Here is a 25,421-nt window from a genome sequence, read left to right as displayed (position 1 = left end):
CGTTGACCATTTCGTCCAACACGCAGGTCTACCTGCGGCCAAACATCCAGTTCGAACCGCTGATCAACGGCTGGTACGCGTGGTTTCACACGCTTCCGCCGTTGACCGCCGCCCTCAACGTGGCCGAGCGGTTCCTGCCGCTGATGAAGTCCTATGTCGCATCGCCGATGATGCATGCGGCGGCGTGCAAGGATCCGGCGATGCGCGGCGGCCCGTTCCTCGACCTGGACGGCAAGCGCGTCGACGAAATCCGTGCGCTGATCGAGCAGACCACCCGGCGCGCGACCCGGCAACTGGAACTGGCGAAGGCCTACAAGGCATTCTCCACGCTGCTGCTGGAACAGGCCAAGGGGATGGCTTCGGACCCGCTCTACCCGCAGATTCCCGAGGTGTTGAAAGGCTATGTCGAGATCTACTACGACCTGAATCACAACCCGTCCTTTCGGGTCTACGAGAGCTTGCTGTACGCGAGCCCGCTGTATGTGCGCGACGCGCAGAGCATCGCCCTGTCGGCGATCGACGAGCACACGCCCCGGCCATTCATTCTCAGCACGCCCCGGCTCAGCGACGCGCGCACCGTGTTCAGCAACACGGCCTTCGACGATCGCGCGCTCGACACGCTGTTCCGCATGCGCGACACGCCCGGCAGCTACGCGAAAATCGTCGATCTGATGCGCGTGGAGGAGAAGGACGAGCCGCTGTTCCGCTCGTTCTTCGTCGAGGAGGCGCCGGCACCGAAACCGGATCGTTCGTTCGATGGCGACGACATCCGCATCCGTTACTACGGACACGCGTGCCTGCTGATTCAGAGCCGCGGCGTGAGCATCCTGATCGATCCGGTGATCAGCTACGGCTACGACACCGCGCTGCCGCGCTACACCTTCGCCGACCTGCCGGACCAGATCGACTACGTGCTGATCACGCACAGCCATCACGATCACATTGTGTTGGACACGCTGCTGCAGCTTCGCCACAAGGTCAAGACCGTGGTGGTCGGCAGGAACCTGGACGGTTTTCCGCAAGATCCGTCACTGCAACTGGCGTTGCGCAAGCTCGGCTTCGACGACGTGCTGGAAGTTCGGGATGCTCAGGAAATCAAGGTGACCAACGGCGCCATCACCGCCCTTCCGTTCCTGGGCGAACACAACGACCTGGCGATCCAGAGCAAGCAGAGCTACATGATCCGCTTCGGCACGCGCTCGGTGCTGTGCATCGCCGATTCGTGCAACCTGGACCCCACCCTTTACGAGCATGTGTTCCGCCTCACCGGCAAGCCGGACACGCTATTCGTCGGGATGGAAACCGAGGGCGCGCCGCCGTCGTGGGTCTGTGGCCCGCTGTTTCCCAAGGCGCTGCCGCGCGACATCGATCAGTCGCGCCGTGCGCGGGGCTGCAAGTTCGACGAGGCCGCCGCGCTGGTGGACGACTTCGCGTTCAACGCGGCATATGTGTACGCGATGGGTCAGGAGCCGTGGCTGAATTACCTCCTCGACAACACCTTCGACGAAAACTCGCCCAGCCATATCCAGTCCACCCAGTTCGTCGCGCACTGCAAGGCCAAGGGCATCGCTTCGGAAATCCTGTACGCGAAGAGGGAGATCGTGCTTTGTCAGAACTGAATCTCAACACGCTCTCGACCAGCGGGCAATACCAGGAACACGTGGCGTTCTGGCGCGACGCGCTCGATCGCATCGACGAAGACTTCCGGCTTCAGCAGGCGTGGCAAGCGTATGCGCTACCGCTCGGCCCAGCACCGGAACTGACGTTCGAGCTCGACGACGACGCGTCGCAGGTGCTGGAGAAGCTCGCTTCCGGCCAGGCGCTGGGCGCCTTCGTCGTGCTGCTGGCGGCCCTGTTCCGTGTCCTCGCGCGCTACGACGGCACGGCCGGCCTGTTCGTGGAGTCGCCGCACCTGATCGTCGAACCCGCGAGCGGTTCCGCCGACCCCGTCCCGCTGTTCGACGCCATCGAGCCCGGCCCCACGGTACGCGCGTATCTGAACCAGGTTCGCGACAGGGTGCAGCGTAGCTATTCGTATCAGGACTTTCCGATCGCCGCCCTTGCGCACAAGCTGCATGGCGAACGCCGCACGACCAACGTAGGCGTGCGCTTCGACGGTCTTCACGAAGACTGGGCGGCGGCGGACCACGACCTGTCGATCGAGATCCGGCATCGCGAGCGCTACGAGATCGTGCTGACGGGCCGGCCGACGGCGTTCACGCTGCATTATCTCCAGCATGTCGCGCGACACCTGCGCAACGTGCTGGCCGGCTTCGGCACGCTGGATGCTCCGCTCGACACCGTGTCGCTGCTCGACGACGACGAACGTGCGCGACTTCGTTCGCATGCGGCGCCCGTCGCGGTGCAGGGCACCTTCCTCGCGCAGTTCGCGCAACGGGTCGCGGCCGCGCCGGACAGCATCGCCGTGGCGACCGCCGACGCATCGCTGACCTATGCCGAACTCGACGATCAGGCGTCGCGGCTGGCGAGCTTCCTGCTCACGGAATACGCGATCGAACGCGGCGACGTGGTGGGCGTGGTGGCCGACCGTTCCGAGCGCTGGATCGTCGGCCTGCTCGGCGCCCTCAAGGCGGGCGCGGTGTATCTGCCGCTCGACCCGGAGTTTCCGCAGGAGCGCCTGCGCTTCATGATCGAGGACGCGAAGGTCAAGGCGCTGCTGACGCAGTCGGAACACCTGCCGCTGCTCGCCGATTTCTGGGCGATTCCGATGTTCGCCCTCGACTTTCAGCTCGACACGCTGGCACCCGCAGCGGCATCGGCGCAGGCCGAGGTCCGGCCGGACGACGCCGCGTACATCATCTACACGTCCGGCTCCACGGGCGTGCCCAAGGGCGTCGTGCTCGAACACGCAGGGCTCCTGAACATGGCGCAATACCATGTGGACGCCTTCGGTTTCGACGCCGCCGACCGGTTCGTCCAGTTCTACTCCCCGGGCTTCGACGGCTCGATCATGGAGATTTTCGTCACGCTGCTCGCGGGCGCGCGCCTGGTGCTGGCGAAGCCTGCCGTGATCCGGGACGTGCCGCGTTTCGTGGAATATATCGCGCAGCAGGGCGTCACCACCGTCAACGCGACGCCTGCCTATCTCGCCGCGCTCGACTGGAACGCGCTCGGCGCCGTGAAACGGGTGATCAGCGCGGGCGACAACGCCCGCGTGGCGGATCTGCGCGAGCTGGCCCGCACCCGCACGTGCCACAACTCGTACGGCCCGACCGAGGCCACCGTCTGCATCGCGGACTACGTGGTCGATCCGGCCACCGCCTACGGCGCCCGTCTGCCGGTCGGCCGGCCGATCCACAATACGCACCTGTACCTGCTCGACGAGCACGGGGCACTGGCTCCCGAGGGCTGCACGGGGGAGATCTGCGTGTCCGGCATCGCGCTGGCGCGCGGCTACGTCGGCCGGGACGACCTGACTGCCGCCGCTTTCGTCGACCACCCGTTCGAGCCGGGCGAGCGCCTCTATCGCACCGGCGACCTCGGCGTCTGGCTGCCTGACGGCAACCTGGAAGTCACCGGGCGCCGCGACATGCAAGTGAAGATTCGCGGCTATCGCATCGAAATGGGGGAAATCGAAGCGGCGCTCAGGCAGCACGCGGACGTCGCGGACGCGATCGTGTTCGTGCGCGAGGACACGCCGCAGCACAGGCAGCTGGTGGCCTGTGTCGAGACGGCGACGGCCAGCGTCGCCGGCCTGCGGGAATACCTGAAGGAACGCCTGCCCGAGTTCATGGTGCCGGCGTCGATCGTGACGCTCGAACGGCTGCCGCTGACGCCGAACGGCAAGCCCGACCGCAAGGCGCTCGCCGCGCTGGAACTGGCGCCCGTGGCGAGCGAAACCGAGTATGCCGCGCCGACCAATGACGTCGAGGCGCGCCTGGGCAGGATCTGGGCCGAGGTGCTGGGCCGCGAGCCGATCGGCGTGCACGACAATTTCTTTGAACTGGGCGGCGACTCGATCCTGCTCATTCAGGTGATGTCGCTGGCCCAGCAAGTCGGCCTGCGATTCACCGCCGATCAGTTTTTCGCCCATCCGACCATCGCCGACCTCGCCCGCGTTGTCGTCGATGCGCCGCCCATCCGGATTCCTCAAGAGCCGGTGGTCGGTCCCGCCCCGCTGACGCCGATCCAGCATTGGTTCTTCGCGCAAGACGTGGCGGATCCGCACCACTACAACCAGTCGACCATGATCGAGGTGCCCGCGTCGCTGCGGCCGGACGTGATCGAGCACGCGCTCGCGGCCGTCGCGACGCATCACGACGCGCTGCGGCTCAGTTTCGAGCGCGTCGCCGGCGCGTGGCAGCAATCGCATGCGGTGCCGCCGCTGGCGATCCCGCTCGGCGTCACGTCGCTGGCCGGCGCGGCGCCCGCCGTGCGGCAGGCCGAGATGCTCGCGACCGCCACCCGCATGCAGGAAAGCTTCACGTTGTCCGCGCCGCCGCTGCTGCGCGCCCACCTGTTCCAGTTCGGTCCCGGCGAGCCGCAGCGCCTGCTCGTGGTCGCGCATCACCTCGTGATCGACGGCGTCTCGTGGCGCATCCTGTTCGAAGACCTGTACACGGCGTGCCGCCAGCTCGAGGCGGGCGAAGCGGTGCAGCTCCCGGCCAGGACGACGGCCTGGCGCGACTGGTCGACGCGTCTGTCCGAACTCGGCGCGACCGCGCTCGACGGACTGGACTATTGGCTCCAGGCAAACGCCGATGAACAGGCCTGCTTCGACGACCTGCCGGTCGGCACCGTCGCCGAAGCCGGCACGGCGGTCATCGAGTTCGACGCGCAGCAGACGCTCGCGCTGTTGCAGGACGTGCCGCGCGCGTTCAACACCCAGATCAACGAAGTCCTGCTGACGGCCCTGCTGCTCGCGTTCGGCGACTGGACCGGCAACGCTTCGCTGGTCGTCGATCTCGAAGCCCACGGCCGCGAGGACCTCTTCGACGGTGTCGATACGTCGCGCACCATCGGCTGGTTCACCGCGCACTATCCGGTGTTCCTGAATGCCGGCGACGCCACCGTGGCGGCCGAGGCGTTGCGCAACGTCAAGGAACAGTTGCGCGCGGTGCCGATGCGCGGGCTCGGCTACGGCATCGCGCGCTACCTCGGCAAGGACGCCGGCATCGCGGCGGCACTGGAACGGCAGCCGCCGGCGCCGGTGCGCTTCAACTATCTCGGCCAGATCGATCGCGTGCTGACCGACGACACGGGCTGGAAGCCGGTGCTCGACTTCCAGAGCCCCGAGCACAGTCCGCGCGCGCGGCGCGGCCATCTTTTCGAGATCGACGGGATGGTGTTCGACGGGCGTTTGCGCCTGACCTGGCACTACAACCGGGAAGCCTGCGCGCCGGACGTCATCGAGCAGTTGACGCAGTGCTACCGCAGCCGTCTGCTGTCGATCGTCGCGGCCAGCGGCGGCGACCCGCGCGGGCTGAGCCCGACGGACTTTCCGGCCGCGCGCATCAGCCAGGAAGCGTTGGATGCGCTTGTTTCAAGGATCAAATCGTGACATCCCCCACCATTGCCGATATCTACGAGCTCTCCCCGATGCAGGAGGCGATGCTCTTTCATGCCGTGCACTCGCCCGGCACGAGAAGCAGCTTCAACCAGCTCGGCTGCCGGATCACCGGCAGCCTCGACCCCGCGCTGTTTCATGCCGCATGGCAGCAGCTCGTCGATCGGCATCCGGTGATGCGCACGTCGTTCCATTGGGAGGAATTCGACAAGCCGATGCAGGTCGTGCATGCGCACGCCGCGCTGCCGTGGGTGCAGGACGACTGGCGCGACCTGCCGGAAGACGAACAGCGCACGCGCTGGCGCGCGCATCTCGACAACGATCTGGCCGAGGGCTTCGCGCTCGATCGCGCGCCGCTGGTGCGCTGCCGCCTCGCGCGCGTCGCTGACGACGCGTACCTGTTCAGCTGGAGCCACCATCACATCCTGGCCGACGGCTGGTGCCTGTCGCTCGTCATCGAGGAAATCTTCGACGTCTATGGCGCGCTCACGCGCGGCGTGCCGCCGGCGCTCCCCGCGGTGCGCCCCTATCGCGACTATATCCAGTGGCTGCAGCAGCGCGAACCGCAAGCCGCGCAGCAATACTGGACGCGCTATCTCGAAGGGTTCCGCTCGCCGACCCCGCTGCCCACGGCGGCGCGCGCGGCAGCGGGCGAGCGCTTCGGCCAGGGCCTCGCGCAAGTCCAGGCCGACCTATCGGCCGACCTGAGCGCGCGCCTGCGGCAATTCGCGGCCCGGCATCACGTGACCCTCAACACCCTCGCGCAAGCGGCCTGGGCGCTCGTGCTGTCGCGTTACAGCGGGGAAACCGACGTGGTGTTCGGCGCCGTCGTGTCCGGACGCGGCGCCAACCTGCCGGGGATCGAAACCATGCTCGGCCTGTTCATCAATACGGTGCCGGTGCGGGTGCGGGTCGACCCGCGGCAGCCGCTCGCGGCCTGGCTGAAGATGATCCAGGCGCGCGTGGCCGCCCGTGCGCAGTTCGAGCACACCCCGCTTCCCGATATCCAGCGCTGCAGCGAAGTGCCGCTGACGACGCCGCTGTTCGAGAGCAACATCACGTTCATGAATTACCCGCTCGATGCGTCGCTGACGCATGGCGCGCATGGCCTGGTGGTCGACGAGGTGCAGCTTTACAACCGCGCCGACATCCCGCTCGAATTCGTCGTGACGGCGCGCGACGACTGGAAGATGGAGCTGTCGTTCGATCCGCGGCGCTTCGATGAAGACACCATGCAGCGGATGCTCGGCCACGTGGCCGCGACGCTCGACGCGTTCGCGGCCGATCCGAACCGGCTGCTCGGGCGCGTGCCGATGCTGCCCGACGCCGAACGCCGGCAGGTGCTGGACACCTTCAACGATACCGACGTGCCGTTCGACGCCGCGCGTACCGTGGTGCATCGCCTGGAACAGGCCGCGGCGGACCACCCCGAGCGGCCGGCGGTCGAGTACCGGGATATCGTCCTGAGCGCGGGCGAGCTGAACGCCCGCGCCAACCGCTTGGCGCACCGCCTGCTGGCCGCCGTCGAGCTGCGGCCGGACGCGCTGATCGCGATCTGCATGCACCGGTCGGAGCGCCTGATGGAGGCGATCCTCGCGGTCTGGAAGTGCGGCGCCGCCTATATTCCGATCGACCCCGACTATCCGGCGGCCCGCATCCGCACGATTCTCGAGGATTCCGGCGCCGCGCTCGTCGTTACCTGCGACGGCCTCCTGCCTCCCGAGCTGGCCGCGCTCGCGCCGGTCGTGTCGCTCGACGCCGCCACCGAGGGCGGCGACGACGCCAATCCCGGCCGCCCCGTGTCGCCCGACAGCCTCGCCTACGTGATCTACACCTCCGGTTCGACCGGCAAGCCCAAAGGGGCGATGGTCGAGCACGCCGGCATGCTGAATCACATGCTCGCCGAAATCGACGAGTTGTCGATCTCGGCGTCGTCGGTGATCGCGCAAACCGCGCCGCATTGCTTCGATATTTCGGTCTGGCAATTTTTCACGGCGCCGCTCGTCGGCGGCAAGACCGTGATCGTCGACGACGCGTGCATCCGCGACCCGGCGTCGTTCGTCGCGACCCTGGAAGCCGCGCGGATCAGCATCCTCGAACTGGTGCCGTCCTACCTGTCCGCCGTGCTCGACCACGCGTCGGAACGGCCCGCGCTGATGCGGCACCTGCGGCACCTCCTCGTCACCGGCGAGATGGTCAGCCCGGCGCTGGTGAAACGGTGGTTCGACGTGTTCCCGGACATCGCGGTGGTGAACGCGTACGGCCCGGCCGAAGCGTCCGACGACGTCGCGCAGCACCGCATGACGTGCGCGCCGACCACGCCTTACGTACCGGTCGGCAAGCCGGTCCGCAACGTGCGCATCTATGTCGTCGACCCGCAGATGAACCTGTGCCCGATCGGGGTGCCCGGCGAACTGTGCGTATCCGGCGTCGCCGTCGGCCGCGGCTATCTGAACAACGAAGCCGGCACGCGGGAAGCGTTCCTCGACGATCCGTTCCGCGCGGACCGCGGTGTGCGCATGTACCGCACCCGCGACATCGGCTGCTATCTCCCCGACGGTTCGATCGTGCTCCACGGCCGCAAGGACCATCAGCTGAAGATCCGCGGCTACCGCATCGAACTCGGGGAGATCGACAACGCGCTGGCCGCCATTCCGGAAATCCGCCAGGCGGCCGCGCTCGATTATCGCGACGACGTCGGCCGCGCCGCGCTGTGCGCGTATGTCGCGTTCCGCGCCGGCGCGTCGCTGAGCGACGCGGAGATTGCCGCCGCGTTGTCCGCCACGCTGCCGGACTACATGGTGCCCGGCATCTACGTGGTGCTCGACGCGCTGCCCTTGAGCGGCAACGGCAAGATCGACCGCAACGCGCTGCCCCCGCTGGACCGCGCGCGGCTGTCCGCCGCGCGACAGGCGCCGACCTTGCCCCGCACGCCCACCGAGACGCTGCTGTGCCGCCTCTGGGGCGAAGCGCTGGGCATCCCGGCGCCGGGCATCCACGACAATTTCTTCGCGCTGGGCGGCGATTCGATTCTCAGCATGCGCATCGTGTCGCTGGCCGCCAAGGCAGGGCTGAAGCTCACCACCCGGCTTATCTTCCAGCATCCGACGGTGGCCGAACTCGCCGCCGTGGCCACCCGCGGCACGCTCGGCGCGGCGGAGTTCGTCGCGTCGTCCGGCCCGTTGCCGCTGACGCCCATCCAGAAGGACTTCTTCGCGCAGCGCAAGGACGACCAGGACCAGTACAACCAGGCGGTCCTGCTCGACGTGCCGGCGGATTTCGATCCGGTCGTGCTGCGCCAGGCGCTGCGGCACGCGGTCAAATGGCATGACGCGCTGCGACTGCGCTTTCGTGCGGGCGAGTCCGGCTGGATCCAGGAAGTCGTCGACGATCCGGAGATTCCCGTCGGCGTAGTCGAGATCGGACGCGACCAGCTCGCGCAGCACGTCGCGCACGCACATGCGAGCCTGAATCTGGCGGACGGCCCCGTCGTGCGCGCGGACCTGCTCCGCGTCGACGAAGGACGATCGCTGCGCTTGCTGCTGGTCGCCCATCATCTGGTCATCGACGGCGTGTCATGGGGCGCGCTGCTCGAAACCGTGTACGACGCCTATACCCGCCTGCGCCACGGCCAGGCCCCCGAATTCGCGGGCGGCGGCGCGACTTGGACCGCATGGACGCGAGCCATCTCGGATTGGGTCGGCTCCGGCGCCGCCGACGCCGACCTCGCCCACTGGCAGGCGTTGGCGCGTGCCACCCTGCCCGGCCTGCCGCTCGATCGCGCGGCAACGGCCGCCGCCAATTCCGTGTCGTCCGCCGAAACGATCGTGGTCGAGCTGGGCGAATCCGCGACCGCGGCCTTGCTGGGCGCAGCGCCCCGCGCCTACGACGCGCAGATCAACGACGTGCTGCTGGCCGCGCTCGCGCGTGCCGTCAGCGACTGGAGCGGATGCGCCGACGTGCTGCTGGATCTCGAAGCGCACGGGCGCGAGGAACTGATCGCGGATCTCGACATCTCGCGCACGGTGGGCTGGTTCACGTCCCTGTTCCCGGTCGTGCTGACGGTCGATGCCGGCTCGCACGACCCGGCTCGCCTGGTTGCGTCGATCAAGACGCAACTGCGCGCCGTGCCGAGCGCGGGCATCACCTACGGTCTGCTGCGGGACCGGCTCGACGGCCCGGTTCCGCAGCCTCGGCTGCTGTTCAACTACCTGGGTCAGACCGACCAGATGCTGAACGCCGCCCGCGACTGGAAACAGGCCGCGGAGCCGAGCGGAGACGGCCGCAATGTGAACCAGCTGCGCGAGCACCTGCTCGACGTCAACGCGTACGTGACCGGTAACCGCCTGCACGTTGCATGGGAATTCAGCCGCGCCTGCCACGACGCCGACACCATCCGGCGCGTTGCGCAAGCCTACCTCGCGGCGCTCGAATCGCTGGTTGCCGACCATGCAGCGCAGTCCGCATCGGCCCCGCCCGCGTCGGGCCAGCCGGCGAATGCGCTGCCGCAGGCGCTGGCCTCGGTCATACCGGACGAGATCGTCGACGTCTACGCGCTGACGCCGACCCAACAAGGCATGCTGTTCCACGGCCTGTACGAACCGGCATCGGATGCCTATTTCAGCAGCCTCGATTTCCGTATCGACGGGGCGCTCGACGTCGAACGGTTCCGCCGCGCGTGGGATACGGTGGCGCACCGGCACGACATCCTGCGAACCTCGTTTCACTGGGAAGAAATCGAAAGCCCCGTGCAGGTCGTGCATCGCCGTATCGACTTGCCCTGGCACGACGAGGATCTGCGCGCGGCGTCCCCCGAGGAAGCGGAACGGCGTTGGGCGGCCTACGTGGCGCAAGACCGCGCACACGGCTTCGACTTTACCCGGGCGCCGCTGATGCGGCTCGCGCTGTTTCGCGTGGAAGATCACGCATGGCGTTTCCATTGGAGCCATCACCACATCCTGCTCGACGGGTGGAGTTCCGCCCGGCTCCTGAGCGAAGTGGCCGCCACCTATCAGGACCTGGCGGACGAAGGCGCCCCGCAGCGCGCCGCGCCGCCCGCCTTCGCCGATTACGTGCGCTGGCTGGCGCGCCAGGACGCCGCCGCGGCGGAACGCTTCTGGAAGACGAAGCTGGAGGACTTCCCGACCACGACGCCGCTCGTGCTGGGACGCCCCGAACTCGACGGCACGGCCGCGCCGGGCGCCTATGTGGAAGAACAGTTGCTGCTCTCCGAAAGCGACACGCGGCGGCTCGTCGCGTTCGCGCAAACCCGCCGCATCACCCTGAACACGCTCGCCCAGGGCGCGTGGGCGCAGTTGCTGGGCCGCTATAGCGGCGAAGCGGACGTCGTGTTCGGCACGATCGTTTCCGGTCGCCCGGCGTCGCTGCCGGCGTCGGACGAAATGGTCGGGCTGTTCATCAACACGCTGCCGGTGCGGGTCCGCATCGACACGCGGCCGACGTCCGCGTGGCTCGCCCAGTTGCAGATGGATCTCGCGCAGCAGGAGGAGTATGCGCACTATCCGCTCGCCGACATTCAGAAATTCGCGGGCCTGCCGCCCGGCGTGCCGCTCTTCGAGAGCCTGCTCATCTTCCAGAACTATCCGGTCGAGGAAGCGCTGGCCGATGCGCTGCCCGGCTTGCGGATCGGCGAATTCCAGGTGTCCGATCCGAACAATTACCCGCTGACCCTGGTCGTGACGCCGGGCAAGCGCCTGTCGCTTCAAGTGCTGTACGACGATGGCCGGTTCGACCGCGACACGATCGTCCGCCTGTTGCGCCATGTCGAAACGCTGCTCGCCGGCCTTGCCGGTGCGGAAGATCGCCCGAACCGCAGCATTGCGCTCCTCACCGCGGCCGAGCGGGACGCCATCCTGCTCGGCTGGAACGACAGCTCCGCGCCGGTTCCGTCCGACCGGACGCTGCCCGAACTGATCGAGGCCGTGGCCGCCGCTCATCCGGAGCGCATTGCGGTCCGCCACGGCACGGAGGTCCGCACCTATCGGGACCTCGTCGAAGGCGCCAACCGGATCGCCGGCCATCTGCTGCGGACCGCGCCGATCCAGCCGGACGACCGGATCGCCGTCTGGATGCCGCGCTCGCCGCTGATGCTGGAAACGATCCTGGCGATCTGGAAGTGCGGCGCGGCGTACGTTCCGGTCGATCCGGCCTATCCGGCCCAGCGGGTCGAGACCATCCTGACGCTGGCCCGGCCGACGGTCATCGTCGCCACGGACTGCGTGCCGCCGCCGGCCGTGGCGTCGATCCCGCTGGTCGATCCCACCCGGTTGCCCGACCATCAAGACGCCGTGACGCCGCGTTGCCGGCCCGCGGACCTGGCCTACGTGATCTTCACGTCGGGTTCGACCGGCCAACCGAAGGGCGCGATGGTCGAGCATCGCGGCATGCTCAATCACGTGCTCGCCATGGCGCGCCGGGTCGAGCTCGGCGCGCGGAGCGCGGTCGCGCAGACCGCTTCGCACTGCTCCGATATTTCGGTCTGGCAGTGCTTCGCGGCGCTGGTGTCGGGCGGCACGACGGTGATCTACCCCGATGCCGTGATTCTCGAGCCCGCGCGCCTGATCGACAGCCTTCACCGCGACCGCATCACGGCGATGCAATTCGTGCCGTCCTATCTGGCGACCTTTCTCGGCGAGCTGGAAAGGCATGCGGCACCGGCTTTCCCGCACCTCGAAACGTTGCTGACCATCGGCGAAACCCTGCAGCCCGCGTCCGCGCAAGCGTGGTTCCGCCTGAATCCGGGTGTCCGGCTCATCAACGCCTATGGGCCGACCGAAGCGTCGGACTCCGTGGCGCACTACAGCATGGCGCGCGCGCCGGAGCTGCCGGCGATTCCGATCGGCCGCCCCATCGAGAACCTGCGCCTCTACGTCGTGGATGCCGACATGAACCTCTGCCCGGTCGGCGTCAAGGGCGAGATCTGCATCGGCGGCGCCGGCGTCGGGCGCGGCTATCTGTTCGACGAAGCGCGCACCCGGGCGGTGTTCCGCGACGACCCGTTCAGTCCGGAACCGGGCGCGCGCCTGTATCGCACCGGCGATGTCGGCTGCTTCGGGCCGGACGGCAATCTCCACTTCTTCGGACGCCGCGACTTCCAGGTCAAGATCCGCGGATATCGCATCGAGCTCGGGGAAATCGAAACCGCGCTGACCGGTCTCGCCGGCATCTCAAACGCCGTCGTGGTCGTCCGCGACACGTCGGACTCGGAAAAGACCCTGTGCGGCTACGCGTCGGGCACCGGCTGGACGCCCCAACGCCTGCGCGATGCACTGCGCGACAAACTGCCCGCGCATATGGTCCCCGACACTTTGATGCTGCTGCCGGCCCTGCCCGTCATGCCGAACGGCAAGATCAACCGCGCCGCGCTGCCGCTCCCGGAGGCCGCGTCCGTGCCCGACCGCGTGCCGGTCGAACCGCGGACGCCTGTCGAGGCGGCGCTGCTGCGCCTCTTCGCGGAGGTGCTCGGCCGCCAGCCGGGCGGTGTCGACGACAATTTCTTCGAGCATGGCGGCCAAAGCCTCAAGGCGATCCAGATGGTCAGCAGGATCAAGCGCGAACTGAAACTGAACGTCGCGATCGCCGATATCTTCCATGCGCCGTCGCCGCGTGCGCTCGCGCAGAAGCTGGCTTCCACGCCCGCCGACGACGCCGGTGGCGATGCGATCATCCCGGCCCTTGCCGCGCAATCGTCCTACGCGGTGTCTCGCGCCCAGAAGCGGATCTGGCTCGCCAGCCGCGGCGCGGATCCGTCCACGTACAACATGGCAGGCGCGCTGCAACTGGACGGCGCGGTCGATACGGCGCGCCTCGTCCGTGCGTTCGACACGCTGGTCGATCGCCACGAGAGCCTGCGCACCGTGTTTGCGATGATCGAAGGCGAGCTGCGGCAACGCATCCTCACGCGCGAAGCCTCCGGTTTCCGCGTCGAGCAGATCGATCTCGCGGATGATGCCGGGCCGCAAGCGATCGATGCGCTGATCCGCGCGGAAAGCGAGCAGCCATTCGATCTCGCGACGGGACCGCTCTTTCGCGTCAAGCTGGTCCGGCTCGCGCCGGAGCAACACCTGCTGCTGCTGAACATGCACCACGTGATATCGGATGCGTGGTCGATCCGCGTGCTGACCGACGATCTGCATGCGCTGTATGCGGGACGCGACCTGCCGCCGCTTTCGATCCAGTACCGCGACTACGCCGCGTGGCACAACGCCAGCCTCGAAGGCACGCGTGCCGCCCCGGATCGCGCGTACTGGCTCGAGCAACTCGCGCCGCCGCTGCCCCGCCTGCAACTGGCATCCGACTACCCGCGCCCCGAGCGGCCCGGTCATGCCGGGCAGACGCTCGAAGTCGAACTGTCCGGCCCGCAGGCGGAAGGGCTCGGGAAGCTGGCCCGCGCTCACCATACGTCGCTCTACGCGGTGCTCCTGGCATCGTTCTGCGTGCTGATGCACCGCTACACGGGGCGTGAGGACATCGTCATCGGCAGCGTGTCGGCCGGGCGCGACAGCGAACAGCTCGAAGCGCAGATCGGGGTGTTCCTCAATACCGTCGTGCTCCGCGTGCCGGTGCCGAAATCCGCGACCGTGGCAGAAGTGATCGACGGGGTGGCGAAAGCCTCCACGCAAGCGCTGGAGCACGCGTCCTATCCGTTCGATGTCCTGCTGGAAGATCTCCGGATCCGCACCCCGGCGGGCCATTTCCCGATCTTCGACATTCAGGCGAACCACATTTCGATGCCGGCGCCTCAGCCGGGCCTTCGCATCACGGACCGCTCGCAGACGGACACCACGGCCAAGTTCGACCTGTCCTTCCAGATCGTCGAAAGCGACGGCAGGCACCTCATCCAGTTCATCTACAACACCCACCTGTTCCGCGCCGCGACCATCGCCGCGATGCGCGATCGACTGCTCGAGATCCACGACGTCTTTCTCCGTGATCCGACCACGCCGGTCGATCGCATTTCGCTCTCCGGCAATGCGCCCGCCGCCAGCCCGAGGGTCCGGGTCGGCCTGCGCCTGAAGCGCACGCACGAAGTCTCCGCCGACGATGCGCTCGAGGAGAAAACGTGATGCGGGCCCGGCGCGGTTTGACCGGCGGGCGCCATGCGGCCCGCCTCGGGTTGTTTCGGATGAACAAAACGTCTCAAGGAGTTTCGTGTGCAAGACAATAACGTACTGGTCACCGACCATCGCTATGCGCAAACCGCGCGTTTCTGGCGCGAAAGCCTTTCCCTGGTGACCGGCGTCTACCGGATCGCACCGCACGCCCCGAGCCAGCAGCCGGGCCGTCTGCTGTCCCGCACGGTGCCGCTCACGCCCGCATCGCTCGACCTGTTGCGGCGCATCGGCGACGGCGAGCTTGCCGAATTCGCCGTCACGGCCGCGGGCATTGCGTTCCTGCTCTGGAAGTACTTCCGGACACCGGTCACGGTGCTCGGAACGCCGGGGCTTGCCGAGCATCCGTCGGCCCGTGCCGCCACCGTTCCGCTGATCGTCGAGGTGCGTCCCGACGAGCGCATCGACGACTACCTGTCGCGCGTGGCGGCAATCGTGGAAGACAGCTATGCCGAGCACCATTTCCCGCTGGACACGCTCGTGCGCAACGAAAAGGACCTGGATCTCGCACAGCTCACGAAGGTCTCGCTGGTGGACGACCGCGTGCACCGTGCGCCGAGCCGCGAAGACGACGACCTGCAGTTGCACCTGCGACTCGCGCGCGGCGAAATCGAGATTCGTTACGCAGCCGCCATCGAGCCTTTGCTCATCGACGGTTTCGCAACGAGCCTCGGCGCGGTGCTCGAGGAATTCGAACACCTCGACAAGCCGGTCGGCGACATCGAAGCGATCCCGCCGCAAGCGCGCCGGATGCTGGCTGCCTTCAATGAAACCGCGACGGCCGGACCGAGCCATCCGACGGTCGTCGAGATGTTCGAAGCGCAGGTCGCCCGCACGCCCGCGGCGCCGGCGCTCGTCACCGACAGTTCGCTCACGACCTACGCCGACCTGAACGCCCAGGCCAACCGCCTGGCGCACGAGTTGCGCGACCACCATGGCGTCGGGCCGGAATCGCTGGTCGGCATCATGCTCGACCGTTCCGAATGGATGATCGTCGCGATCCTCGGCATCTTGAAGGCGGGCGCGGCGTTCGTTCCGCTGGATCCGGCGTATCCGGCCGAACGGATCAATCACATCCTCGGCGACACCGGCCTGTCGCTGCTGGTGACTCAATCGAGCCAGCTCGCGCAGTGGTACGAATTCTCCGGCGTCACGCTGCTGCTGGATCAGGAACTCCCCAACTGGACGCCGCTGCCGGACAATCCGCCTTGCCGCGCCGAGCCGGCGAACCTGGCTTACGTGATCTACACGTCCGGCTCGACCGGGCGACCGAAAGGCTGCCTGCTCGAACACCGGAACCTCGCTCACTACATTGCGTGGGCCGCCGCGTATTACTTTCCGGAAAGCACGACCGGCAGTTTCGGCCTGTACAGCTCGCTGTGCTTCGATTTCACGCTGACCAATATCTTCTGCCCGCTGGTGCGCGGCAAATCGCTGCGCATCTATCCGCAGTCGGAAAGCATCGACACCATCCTGGCCCGGATGTTCCAGCCCGGCAGCGGCGTCGACACCCTCAAGCTCACGCCCACCCACATTCACCTGCTGGAATACATGAACCTGTCACGCTCCGGCGTGCGCAAGGTGATCGTCGGCGGCGAGGAACTGACGCCCCAGCACATCGCGACGCTGCGGAAGATCGATCCCGCGATCGACATCTACAACGAGTACGGTCCCACCGAGGCGACGGTCGGCTGCATCGTCGAGCGCGTCGAGGACACGCCGCCCACGGTGCTGATCGGCCGGCCCATCGCCAATACTCGCGTGTACATGCTCGACGACGCGCTGCGGCCGGTCCCGATCGGCGTGCCGGGGGAAATCTGCATCGCCGGCGACGGCCTCGCGCGCGGCTATCACCAGCGGCCCGACGTCACCGCCGCGAAATTCGTCGAGCATCCGTTTCCCGGCGAAGCGCGCATCTATCGCACCGGCGACATCGGCCGATGGCTGCCCGACGGACGGATCCAGTGCTACGGACGCGTCGACGACCAGGTCAAGATCCGTGGGCACCGTGTCGAACTGGGCGAGATCGAGGCCGCGCTCACCGCGCACGAGGAGGTCGTCGGCGCGGCGGTCATGCTGCGCGAATCCGCCCACGGGGTGCGCAAGCTGGCGGCCTACGTCAAGGGTTCCGCGAACCTGAACGTCGCGGACCTCAGGGCCTTCCTGGCCGGGAAGCTGCCGGACTATATGGTCCCGTCCGACATTTTCCCGATCGCCGAATTTCCGCTCAACGCCAACGGCAAGCTGGATCGCCCGGCGCTCCTCGCCATGGAGCCCGCCGCCGCGACCGACGCCGCCAGCCTCGACGCCACGCCGATCCAGCTCGAGCTGGTGCGCATCTGGCGCGACGTGCTCGACAATCCGGCCGTCGATCTCACCGGCCGCTTTTTCGACTACGGCGGGGATTCGCTGCAGGCCATGCAGCTCGTCTCGCGGATCTGGGGGAGCTTCTCCGTCGAGATCGGCATCGACGCCATCTTCGAACTCCAGACCATCGGCGCGGTGTCCGACCTGATCGAGGCGTCGTCGCCCCGCGCCGGTTCGATGGCCGGCAACATCCCGCCCCGCTCGCGGGCGAACGACCTGCCGCTGTCCTTTCCGCAGCAGCGCCTGTGGTTCCTCGCGCAACTGGAAGGCCCGTCGGCCACCTACAACATTTCGAGCGCGCTGCGTTTCGACGGCGATCTGGACGTCGCGCGCCTGCGTGCCGCCGTGTCTGAAATCAGCCGGCGTCACGAGATCCTGCGCACCACGTTTCCCGCCGTCGACGGCCTGGGGGTTCAACGCATCGCCCCGCCGGCGCCGGTCGCGCTCGACGTCGTCGGCGTCGCGAGCGAGTCCGACACGCTCGCGCTGCTCGCCGAGGAAGCCGACCGCCCATTCGATCTCGCCACCGGGCCGCTCTATCGTGTCGTGCTGTATCGCGTGCACGCGCGCCTGCATGTGTTCGGCATCACGATGCATCACATCATTTCGGATGCGTGGTCGTCAGGCATCCTCATCCGCGAACTGGCCGCGCTCTATGCCGGCGAGTCGCTGCCGGAACTGGCCGTCCAGTACGCGGACTACGCCGCCTGGCAGCACGAACGCCTCGCGTCGGCCGACACGCATCGGGAACTGGCGCTCGTAAGCGCGGCGCTCGCGGATGCGCCGGACCTGATCGAACTGCCCACCGATCGCCCCCGGCCCGCCATCCAGCGTTTTCACGGCGCGGTTCTGCCGTTCCAGCTGAACGCCGAACGCGCCGACGGCCTGCGCGCGATCGCGCGCGCGTCCGGCACCAGCACGTACATGGTCGTGCTCGCCGCGTATGCGCTGCTCCTGTCGCGGTACAGCAACCAGCAAGACCTCGTCATCGGCTCGCCCATCGCCAATCGGCGTTCCAGCATGACCGAGCCGCTGATCGGCTTCTTCGCGAACATGCTCGCGCTGCGCGTGGACCTGTCGGGCAATCCGACCTTCGGCGAACTGCTGGCGCGCGTGAAGCGCGTCGCGCTGGACGGCTACAGTCGCCAGGAAATTCCGTTCGAGCAGGTGGTGGACTCGCTCAAGCTCGAACGGAACCTGAGCCGCACGCCCGTTTTCCAGGCGGTGTTCGCGTACGAGAAAGCGCAGCCCGATGCGATGAACTTCCCCGGTCTCGTGGCCACGCCGGTGTCGGTGGAGACCCACACCGCAAAGTTCGACCTCACGCTCCACATCCAGGATGCCGACCACGGGCTCGCTGGCTCGCTGGAATACAACCTGGACCTGTTCGACGCCGACACGATCGATCGCATGGCGGAACACTTCCGCACGCTCCTCGATGCCGTGATCGCCGATCCGGACCGGCCGCTCAGCGCGCTTGCGCTGTCGAGCGATGCGGAGCGGGAGAGAGTGACCGTCGAGTGGAACCGGACCGAGACGGATTTCGGCGACGCCGCCGCGCAACCGCTGCACCGGCTGTTCGAACAGCAGGCCGAGCGCACGCCCGATGCCGTCGCCGCCATCTACGACGACGTCGCGCTCACCTACGCCGAACTCAACCTGCGCGCCAATCGCGTCGCCCATCGCCTCATCGAGCTCGGCGTCGCCGCCGATGCCCTCGTCGGCGTCGCGATGGAACGCTCGCTCGACATGATCGTCGCGCTGCTCGCGATCCTCAAGGCCGGCGGTGCTTACGTCCCCGTCGACCCGGATTACCCCGCCGAGCGCGTGCGCTTCATGATCGACAACGCGCAGTTGCGCTGGCTCCTCACCCAGCACCATCTGCTTGACGCGCTGCCCGACACCGACGCCCGCGTGATCGTCATCGATCGCGACACGCTCGACCTCGATGCCGCGCCCGCGTCCAATCCCGCGCCCGCGCTGAGCGGCGACAACCTTGCCTACATGATCTACACCTCCGGTTCGACCGGCAGGCCCAAGGGCGCGCTCAACACCCATCGCGCCATCACCAATCGCATCCTGTGGATGCAACACGCGTACACCCTCGGCGCCGACGATGCCGTACTGCAAAAGACCCCGTTCAGCTTCGACGTGTCGGTCTGGGAATTCTTCTGGCCGCTCATCACCGGCGCGCGCCTCGTGTTCGCCCGCCCCGGCGGCCAGCGCGAGACCGACTACCTGGTCGAACTCATCGAGCGCGAACGGATCACCACGGTCCATTTCGTGCCCTCGATGCTGCGCGCCTTTCTCGATCATCCGGACCTCGACGCGCATTGCACGTCGCTGCGCCGCGTCGTGTGCAGCGGCGAGGCCCTGCCATACGATCTGCAGCAGCGTTGCCTCGCGCGCCTGGACGTCAGGCTGTTCAACCTCTACGGCCCCACCGAGGCTGCCGTCGACGTGACCGCATGGGAATGCCGGCGCGACGACCCGCACCGCGTCGTGCCGATCGGCCGGCCCATCGCCAATACGCGCGTCTACATCGTGGACGCGCAGTTGCAGCCCGTGCCGATCGGCGTAGCGGGCGAGCTGCTGATCGGCGGCACGCCGGTCGGGCGCGGCTACCATGGCGAACCCGAACTGAGCGCCGAGAAGTTCATCGCCGATCCGTTCTCCGCTGACCCGCATGCACGCCTCTACCGCACCGGCGATCTCGCGCGCTACCGCCCCGACGGCAACATCGCGTTCCTCGGCCGCATCGACCATCAGATCAAACTGCGCGGCCTGCGCATCGAACCCGGTGAAATCGAGGCGGCGCTGCGCGAGCATCCGTCGGTCGACGACTGTGTCGTGATCGCGAAAACCAACGGCGCCCGGACGTTCCTGATCGCCTATGTCGCGACCGCCTCGCCGGACCTCGCCGATCTTCGCGGCTATCTGAGCGGCAAGCTCGCGGACTACATGGTGCCGTCGAAGTTCGTCGCGCTCGAATCCCTGCCGATGCTGCCCAACGGCAAGATCAACCGCAAGGCGCTGCCCGTCCCGGCGGACACGGTCGACGCGGCCCAGCCGCACGCGCCGGCCGTCACGCCGCGGGAAATCCTGCTGGCGTCGATCTGGCAAGACGTGCTGCAACTGCCGTCCATCGGCATCCACGACAATTTCTTCGAGCTGGGCGGCGACTCGATCCTGAGCATCCAGGTGATCTCGCGCGCCAATCAGGCGGGACTTCGCGTGACGGCGAAACAGCTGTTCCAGTATCAGACGGTCGCGCAGCTGGCCGCCGCGCCTGAAGAACGGGCAGCGCACGCGTCGAACGTCAGCCCGCTGGGCGACGCGCCGCTCACACCGGTCCAGCACTGGTTCTTCGAACAGGAGATCGATACGCCGTCGCACTACAATCAAACGGTCCTGATCCAAGTGCCGGCGGATATCGACGCGTCGAGGCTCGCCGACGCGTTCCGGCAAGTCTACGAACATCACGATGCGTTGCGCCTGCGTTTCTCGCGCAGCGCGGGCCACTGGACTCAGGAAGTCGTCGCCGCCGGCGAGATGCCGGCGCTCTTCGCGAAGGAAGTGCTGGCAGGCGAGCCCGGCGAGCGCATCGCAGCGATGCGCGCCGCCGCCGAGGAAGCGGAACGCGGTATCGACATCACGCATGGCCCGTTGCTGGCGGCCCGGCTTTTCTGCTTTGCCGACGAACCGCTCGCCCGCCTGTTCGTCTCGATCCATCACCTTGCGGTGGACGGCGTGTCATGGCGCGTGCTGCTCGAGGACCTGCATGCCGCGTACCACGGCCGGCCGTTGCCCGGGAAGACGACTTCGTTCCGCGAATGGGCGTTGCATCTGCAGCAACTGGCGCGCTCGCCGGCCATCGGCGACGAGGCCCCACGGTGGCAAGCGCTCCTCTCGCAGGACGTCGAGCCCATGCCGGTCGATTATCCGGCCGCGGGGGCGGGCGCGGCCCATAAAGCGGCCAACAATGCGGTCGGCGACGCGGCATCCGTTTCATTCGAGCTGGACGAAGCCGACACCACGGCGTTGCTGCGCCGGCTGCCGCGGGCCTACGACACCCGCATCAACGACGTCCTGCTCGTCGCGCTCGCGCAAGCGTGCAGCATGGCCACCGGCAACGCCCGCACCCGGATCGATCTCGAAAGTCACGGCCGCCACGTGTCGGATGCGCCGATCGACGTCACCCGAACGGTGGGCTGGTTCACCTCCATCCACCCGATCGTGCTCGAGGCCGACGCGTTGCACACGCCGGAGGAAGCGCTGCGTGCCGGGCAGCAACAGTTGCGCCGGATTCCGGCCGACGGCCTCGGGTATGCGCTGCTCCGCTACCTGAGCCCCGACGATGCGGTGCGTGACAGCCTCGCCGCGCTGCCGAAGGCCGATATCCTGTTCAACTATCACGGGCAGCTCGATACCGTGTTGCAGCAGTCCGACGGCTGGCGCCCGGCGGCCGAAGACCTCGGTTCGCTGCGCGCCGAGCGGTCCCAGCGCACGCACGCGTTCGAGATCGTCGCCGCCGTGTCCGACGGCAAGCTTCAGGTGGACTGGCGCTACGGCGAGCGTCTCCACCAGCGGCAGACGGTCGAAAACCTGGCCGCGCACTTCAAGGACCGGTTGCTCGACTTCGTGGCGTCGGTTCCCGACACCGAGTGGGACAACATCGAAGACACCTACCCGCTGTCGTCCTTGCAGCAAGGCATTCTGTTCCATTCGCTGTACGAACTGGACCCTGCCGCCTACTTCCAGCAATTCAGCTTCGTCGTCAGCGGTCCGCTCCAGGTGCCGGCGCTGCGGCAAGCCTGGGCCAACGCGTTCGCGCGCCATCCCGTGTTGCGCACCGCGTTCGCGTGGGCCGATCGCGACCATCCCGCCCAGACCGTCCTGCATACGCTCGACCTGCCGTGGACGTTCCTCGACTGGCGACACCGCGATGCGTCCCGCCGCGCGCAGGATTTCGATGCGTTCCTCGCCGACGACCGGCGGCGCGGCTTCGATCTGCATCGGGCGCCGTTGTTCCGCTGCACGCTGATTCAGGAAGCGGACGCACGCCATCGTTTCTGCTGGAGCGCGCATCACATCATTCTCGACGGCTGGAGCACCGCCACCCTGATGAAGGAAGTGTTCGACGATTACCTGTCGCTCGCCCGCACCGGCACGCCCGCGGTCGCGTCGTCGGCGCCGGGATACCGCAGGTACATCGACTGGCTCGCGCGTCATCCTCGTTCGGTCGACGAAGCCTGGTGGCGCGCCGAGCTGGCCGGGTTCCATGCCGCCACGCCGATCGCGGCCAATCCGGCCCGGCAGATCGCCGGCGACGCCGCGCGGCAGGACAGGCTCAGGACCCAGCAATTCGTGCTGGACGAGGCCCTGACCACCCGGCTGCAAGCGCTCATGCGCACCCATCGCCTCACCCTCAACGTCCTGATACGCGCGGTCTGGGCGCTGGTGCTGCGGCGCCACGCCGGGACGAACGACGTCGTCTTCGGCGTCACCGTGTCCGGCCGCCCGCCGCAGCTCGACGGCGTCGAGTCGATCGTGGGCCTGTTCATCAACACGCTGCCGTTTCGCGTGCGCATCGCGCCGGAGCGCCCGTTCGTCGAGTGGCTGGCGGAGGTCCACGCAGCCCAGACGGCGATGGAGCCGCATTCGTACAGTTCGCTGGTCGATATCCAGTCATGGAGCGAACTGCCCGCCCGCGACAGCCTGTTCGACAGCCTGCTGGTGTTCGAGAACTTCCCGGTTGCCGCCGCGCCCGATCTCGGGCCGGACGGCATCGAGATCCGCGACACCCGCGCGTTCGCGGAATCGAATTACCCGCTGACCCTGACCGTACACCCGGATAGCCGCCTCGCGTTCCATATCTCGCACGACGCGCACCGCGTCGCCCCCGACGCGGTGCGGCAGATGCTGGGCACCCTCCGCGCGTTGCTGGAACGCTTCGCCGACGATCCGGCCCAACTGACCGGCCAGCTCGCCGATGCGCCGGCGCAGGCCGCCGGCGGCCGGCCGGGCGCGCCGCGCGACGTGGCCGCCGCTGCCGCCGAACCCGCCCAACCCGCCGCCGGTGCGGCCACGACGGCACGCGCCGTCGCGCCGACGGCGGACGAAAGCACGTTGCTGGCGATCTGGCAGCGGATCTTCAAAAGAGACGACATCACGGTCAGCGACAATTATTTCGACCTCGGCGGGCACTCGATCATCGCGATCCAGCTGATGGCCAATGTCGAAAAGGCGTTCGATCGCCGGCTGCCCATTTCCTGTCTCTTCGAGAATCCGACGATCGAGAAACTGGCGGCGGCACTGGCCAGGCAAGCGCCGTCCGCCCCTGCCGGCGGACTCGTGACGATCCGGGACGGCGGTCCCGCCGCGCCGCTCTTCCTGCTGCCGGGCGCCGGCGGGAACGTGGTCTACTTCCACCCGCTCGCGAACCACCTGAGCGAAGCTCACGCGGTGCTCGGCCTCGAAGCGCTCGGCCTCGACGGCGCCTGCCTGCCGCTCACCCGCGTGGAAGACATCGCGGCCCGTCATATCGAACGCATCTGGCCGCTGGTGGGCGCGGGTCCGTACTACCTGGCGGGCCACTCGTTCGGCGCGCACGTGGCGCTCGAAATGAGCCGGCAGCTCGTCGCCAAGGGCGCCGTCGTCAAACTGCTGGCGATCTTCGACGCGTCGGCCCCCGTCGACAGCTCGGCCGCAACCTACTGGCAAGACTGGGACGACACCGAATGGCTGGTCGCGATCGCTCATGAAATCGGCACCTTCCTCGGGACCGACCTCGAGGTGACGCGAGCGGACCTCGTCGCGCTCGACCCCGACGGCCAGGCCGGCCTGATCCTCGACAGAATCGGCGACCGCGGCAACTGGTTCGCGGATGCCGGACGCGACCGCGTGCGCGCGTATCTGCGTGTCTATCAGGCCAACTTCAAATCGCGCTACGCGCCGCAAGCCACCGCGCTTCCCGTGCCGATCGCCTTGTTCCGCAGCACCGAGCGGGATCCCGGCGACTACGATCCGTCGCCCGAGATCGCGCAGCTTCGCCTCGACCCGACCTGGGGCTGGTCCCGCTTTTCGGCGCTGCCCGTCGAGGTGACGGACGTACCCGGCGACCACCTGACCATGCTGCTCGATCCGCACGCCGGCGTTCTTGCTACCCACGTCAATCAGTTCCTGGAAAAAAAGCCCTCATGAAATCGACACCGACGATCGACAACACCTTCGCCCGCAAGGTCTGCATCAATCTGGACCGGCGTCCCGACCGCTGGGAAGCCATGCAAAGGAAATTCGCAGAACAGAACATCCTCACGGTGGAACGATTGTCCGCCGTCGACGCGCGGCAGGTGACCGTACCGGAATCGTTGAGCCATATGCGTGCGCAGGACTACGGCTGCACGATGAGCCATCTCGCCGCCGTGAAACAGGCCAAGGCCGCCGGCGCGAGCGAAGTCCTGATCTTCGAGGACGACGCGTTCTTCGACCCCGACTTCGCCGCGCGCTTCCCCGAGTTCATCGCGCAGCTGCCGAACGACTGGCACATGCTGTTTCTGGGCGCCTATCACTTCACGCCCCCCATTCCCGTCGCGCCGAACATCGTCAAGACCGTGGAGACGCTCACCGCGCATGCGTACGTCGTCAGGGACTCGCTTTACGACGCATTCATTGCGATCAACGAAAACCCGCCGGCGATCAACGACCGCAACAACCTCGTGCTGCAGCAGACGTTCAATTGCTACTGCTTCGAACCCAATCTGGTCGGACAGGAGTCCGGTTACTCCGACATCATGGACGAAGTCATGCCGGAAAAGCCGCTGACCTATTCCCTTCCGATTCCGGACGGCTGGTAATTGCCGCGGCCGGCGCTCGCTGCGATCCCTATTTCGACAGGCCATTGAAGATCATGAAAATCACCACCGTCGACCTCGAAGCGCAGTTCGTCAAGTCCGCGCTCGATTCGCTCCACCGGGACTGCAAGCTCGGCGAGGCCATTTCGCTCGCTTACGGGAAATGCGAATCGACCGCCGACGTGCTCGATCTGATTTTTCCGTTGATCACGAAGAAACGGCGGGTGGATTACGTGCTTATGTACAGCATAGAAAGGAATCCCCGCACGCTCCTGCAGTTTCTTCGACTGATCGAGTCGCGGCTGACACATAACCCCAGCTGGACAGTCGCGTCGGTCGAGGCTGCGTTGCGCAGCGCGGCCGATTCATCGAGCGTCGGTTGGGACCGTGCGCAGCGCTTGCTGAAGTGCTGCATCCTGTTTTCCGACTCGCCGCTGGAAATCGTCGAAAGCATCACGTTCCTGGGCAAGCACGAAACCTCGTCGAGGTTGAGATCAGCGGCAAACAATGTCGAACTCAGCCACCTGATCAACTGAGTCATAT

6 protein-coding genes are annotated in these 25,421 nt (G+C 67.4%); all 6 read left to right on the top strand.

Annotation, left to right across the window (positions count from 1 at the left end; genetic code table 11):
* Positions 1-2 precede the first annotated feature (2 nt).
* Entirely contained in the window at positions 3-1,619 is a 1,617-nt protein-coding gene (locus SB786_RS02130) for an MBL fold metallo-hydrolase (protein ID WP_410725965.1), read from the top strand.
* Positions 1,607-5,521, top strand: coding sequence for an amino acid adenylation domain-containing protein (locus SB786_RS02125; RefSeq protein ID WP_410725964.1), 3,915 nt, complete (start codon positions 1,607-1,609; stop codon positions 5,519-5,521). Before SB786_RS02130 ends, SB786_RS02125 begins: the two co-directional genes overlap by 13 nt.
* Positions 5,518-14,613 carry an amino acid adenylation domain-containing protein gene (locus SB786_RS02120; RefSeq protein WP_410725963.1) on the top strand — a complete coding sequence of 3,032 codons (9,096 nt, stop codon included), beginning with the start codon at positions 5,518-5,520 and terminating at the stop codon, positions 14,611-14,613. The genes SB786_RS02125 and SB786_RS02120 overlap by 4 nt, the downstream gene beginning before the upstream one ends.
* 87 nt (positions 14,614-14,700) lie before the next feature.
* The gene (locus tag SB786_RS02115) at positions 14,701-24,228 is read left to right on the top strand and encodes an amino acid adenylation domain-containing protein (RefSeq protein WP_410725962.1); all 9,528 of its coding nucleotides are present in this window, start codon (positions 14,701-14,703) and stop codon (positions 24,226-24,228) included.
* Positions 24,225-24,881 carry a glycosyltransferase family 25 protein gene (locus SB786_RS02110; RefSeq protein ID WP_410725961.1) on the top strand — a complete coding sequence of 219 codons (657 nt, stop codon included), beginning with the start codon at positions 24,225-24,227 and terminating at the stop codon, positions 24,879-24,881. Before SB786_RS02115 ends, SB786_RS02110 begins: the two co-directional genes overlap by 4 nt.
* Positions 24,882-24,934: 53 nt before the next feature.
* The gene (locus SB786_RS02105) at positions 24,935-25,414 is read left to right on the top strand and encodes a hypothetical protein (protein WP_410725960.1); all 480 of its coding nucleotides are present in this window, start codon (positions 24,935-24,937) and stop codon (positions 25,412-25,414) included.
* Positions 25,415-25,421: the final 7 nt, after the last annotated feature.

This window comes from Burkholderia sp. SIMBA_062 (assembly GCF_046534765.1).
In the GTDB taxonomy this organism is placed as follows: Bacteria; Pseudomonadota; Gammaproteobacteria; order Burkholderiales; family Burkholderiaceae; genus Burkholderia; species Burkholderia ambifaria.
Note: the sequence above shows the minus strand (reverse complement) of the source record. Positions and strands in the feature narration are given on the sequence as shown.

Coding starts and splice junctions, on each gene's coding strand:
- SB786_RS02110 (WP_410725961.1), top strand. CDS start 24,225: ATGAAATCGACACCGACGATCGACAACACCTTCGCCCGCAAGGTCTGC.
- SB786_RS02105 (WP_410725960.1), top strand. CDS start 24,935: ATGAAAATCACCACCGTCGACCTCGAAGCGCAGTTCGTCAAGTCCGCG.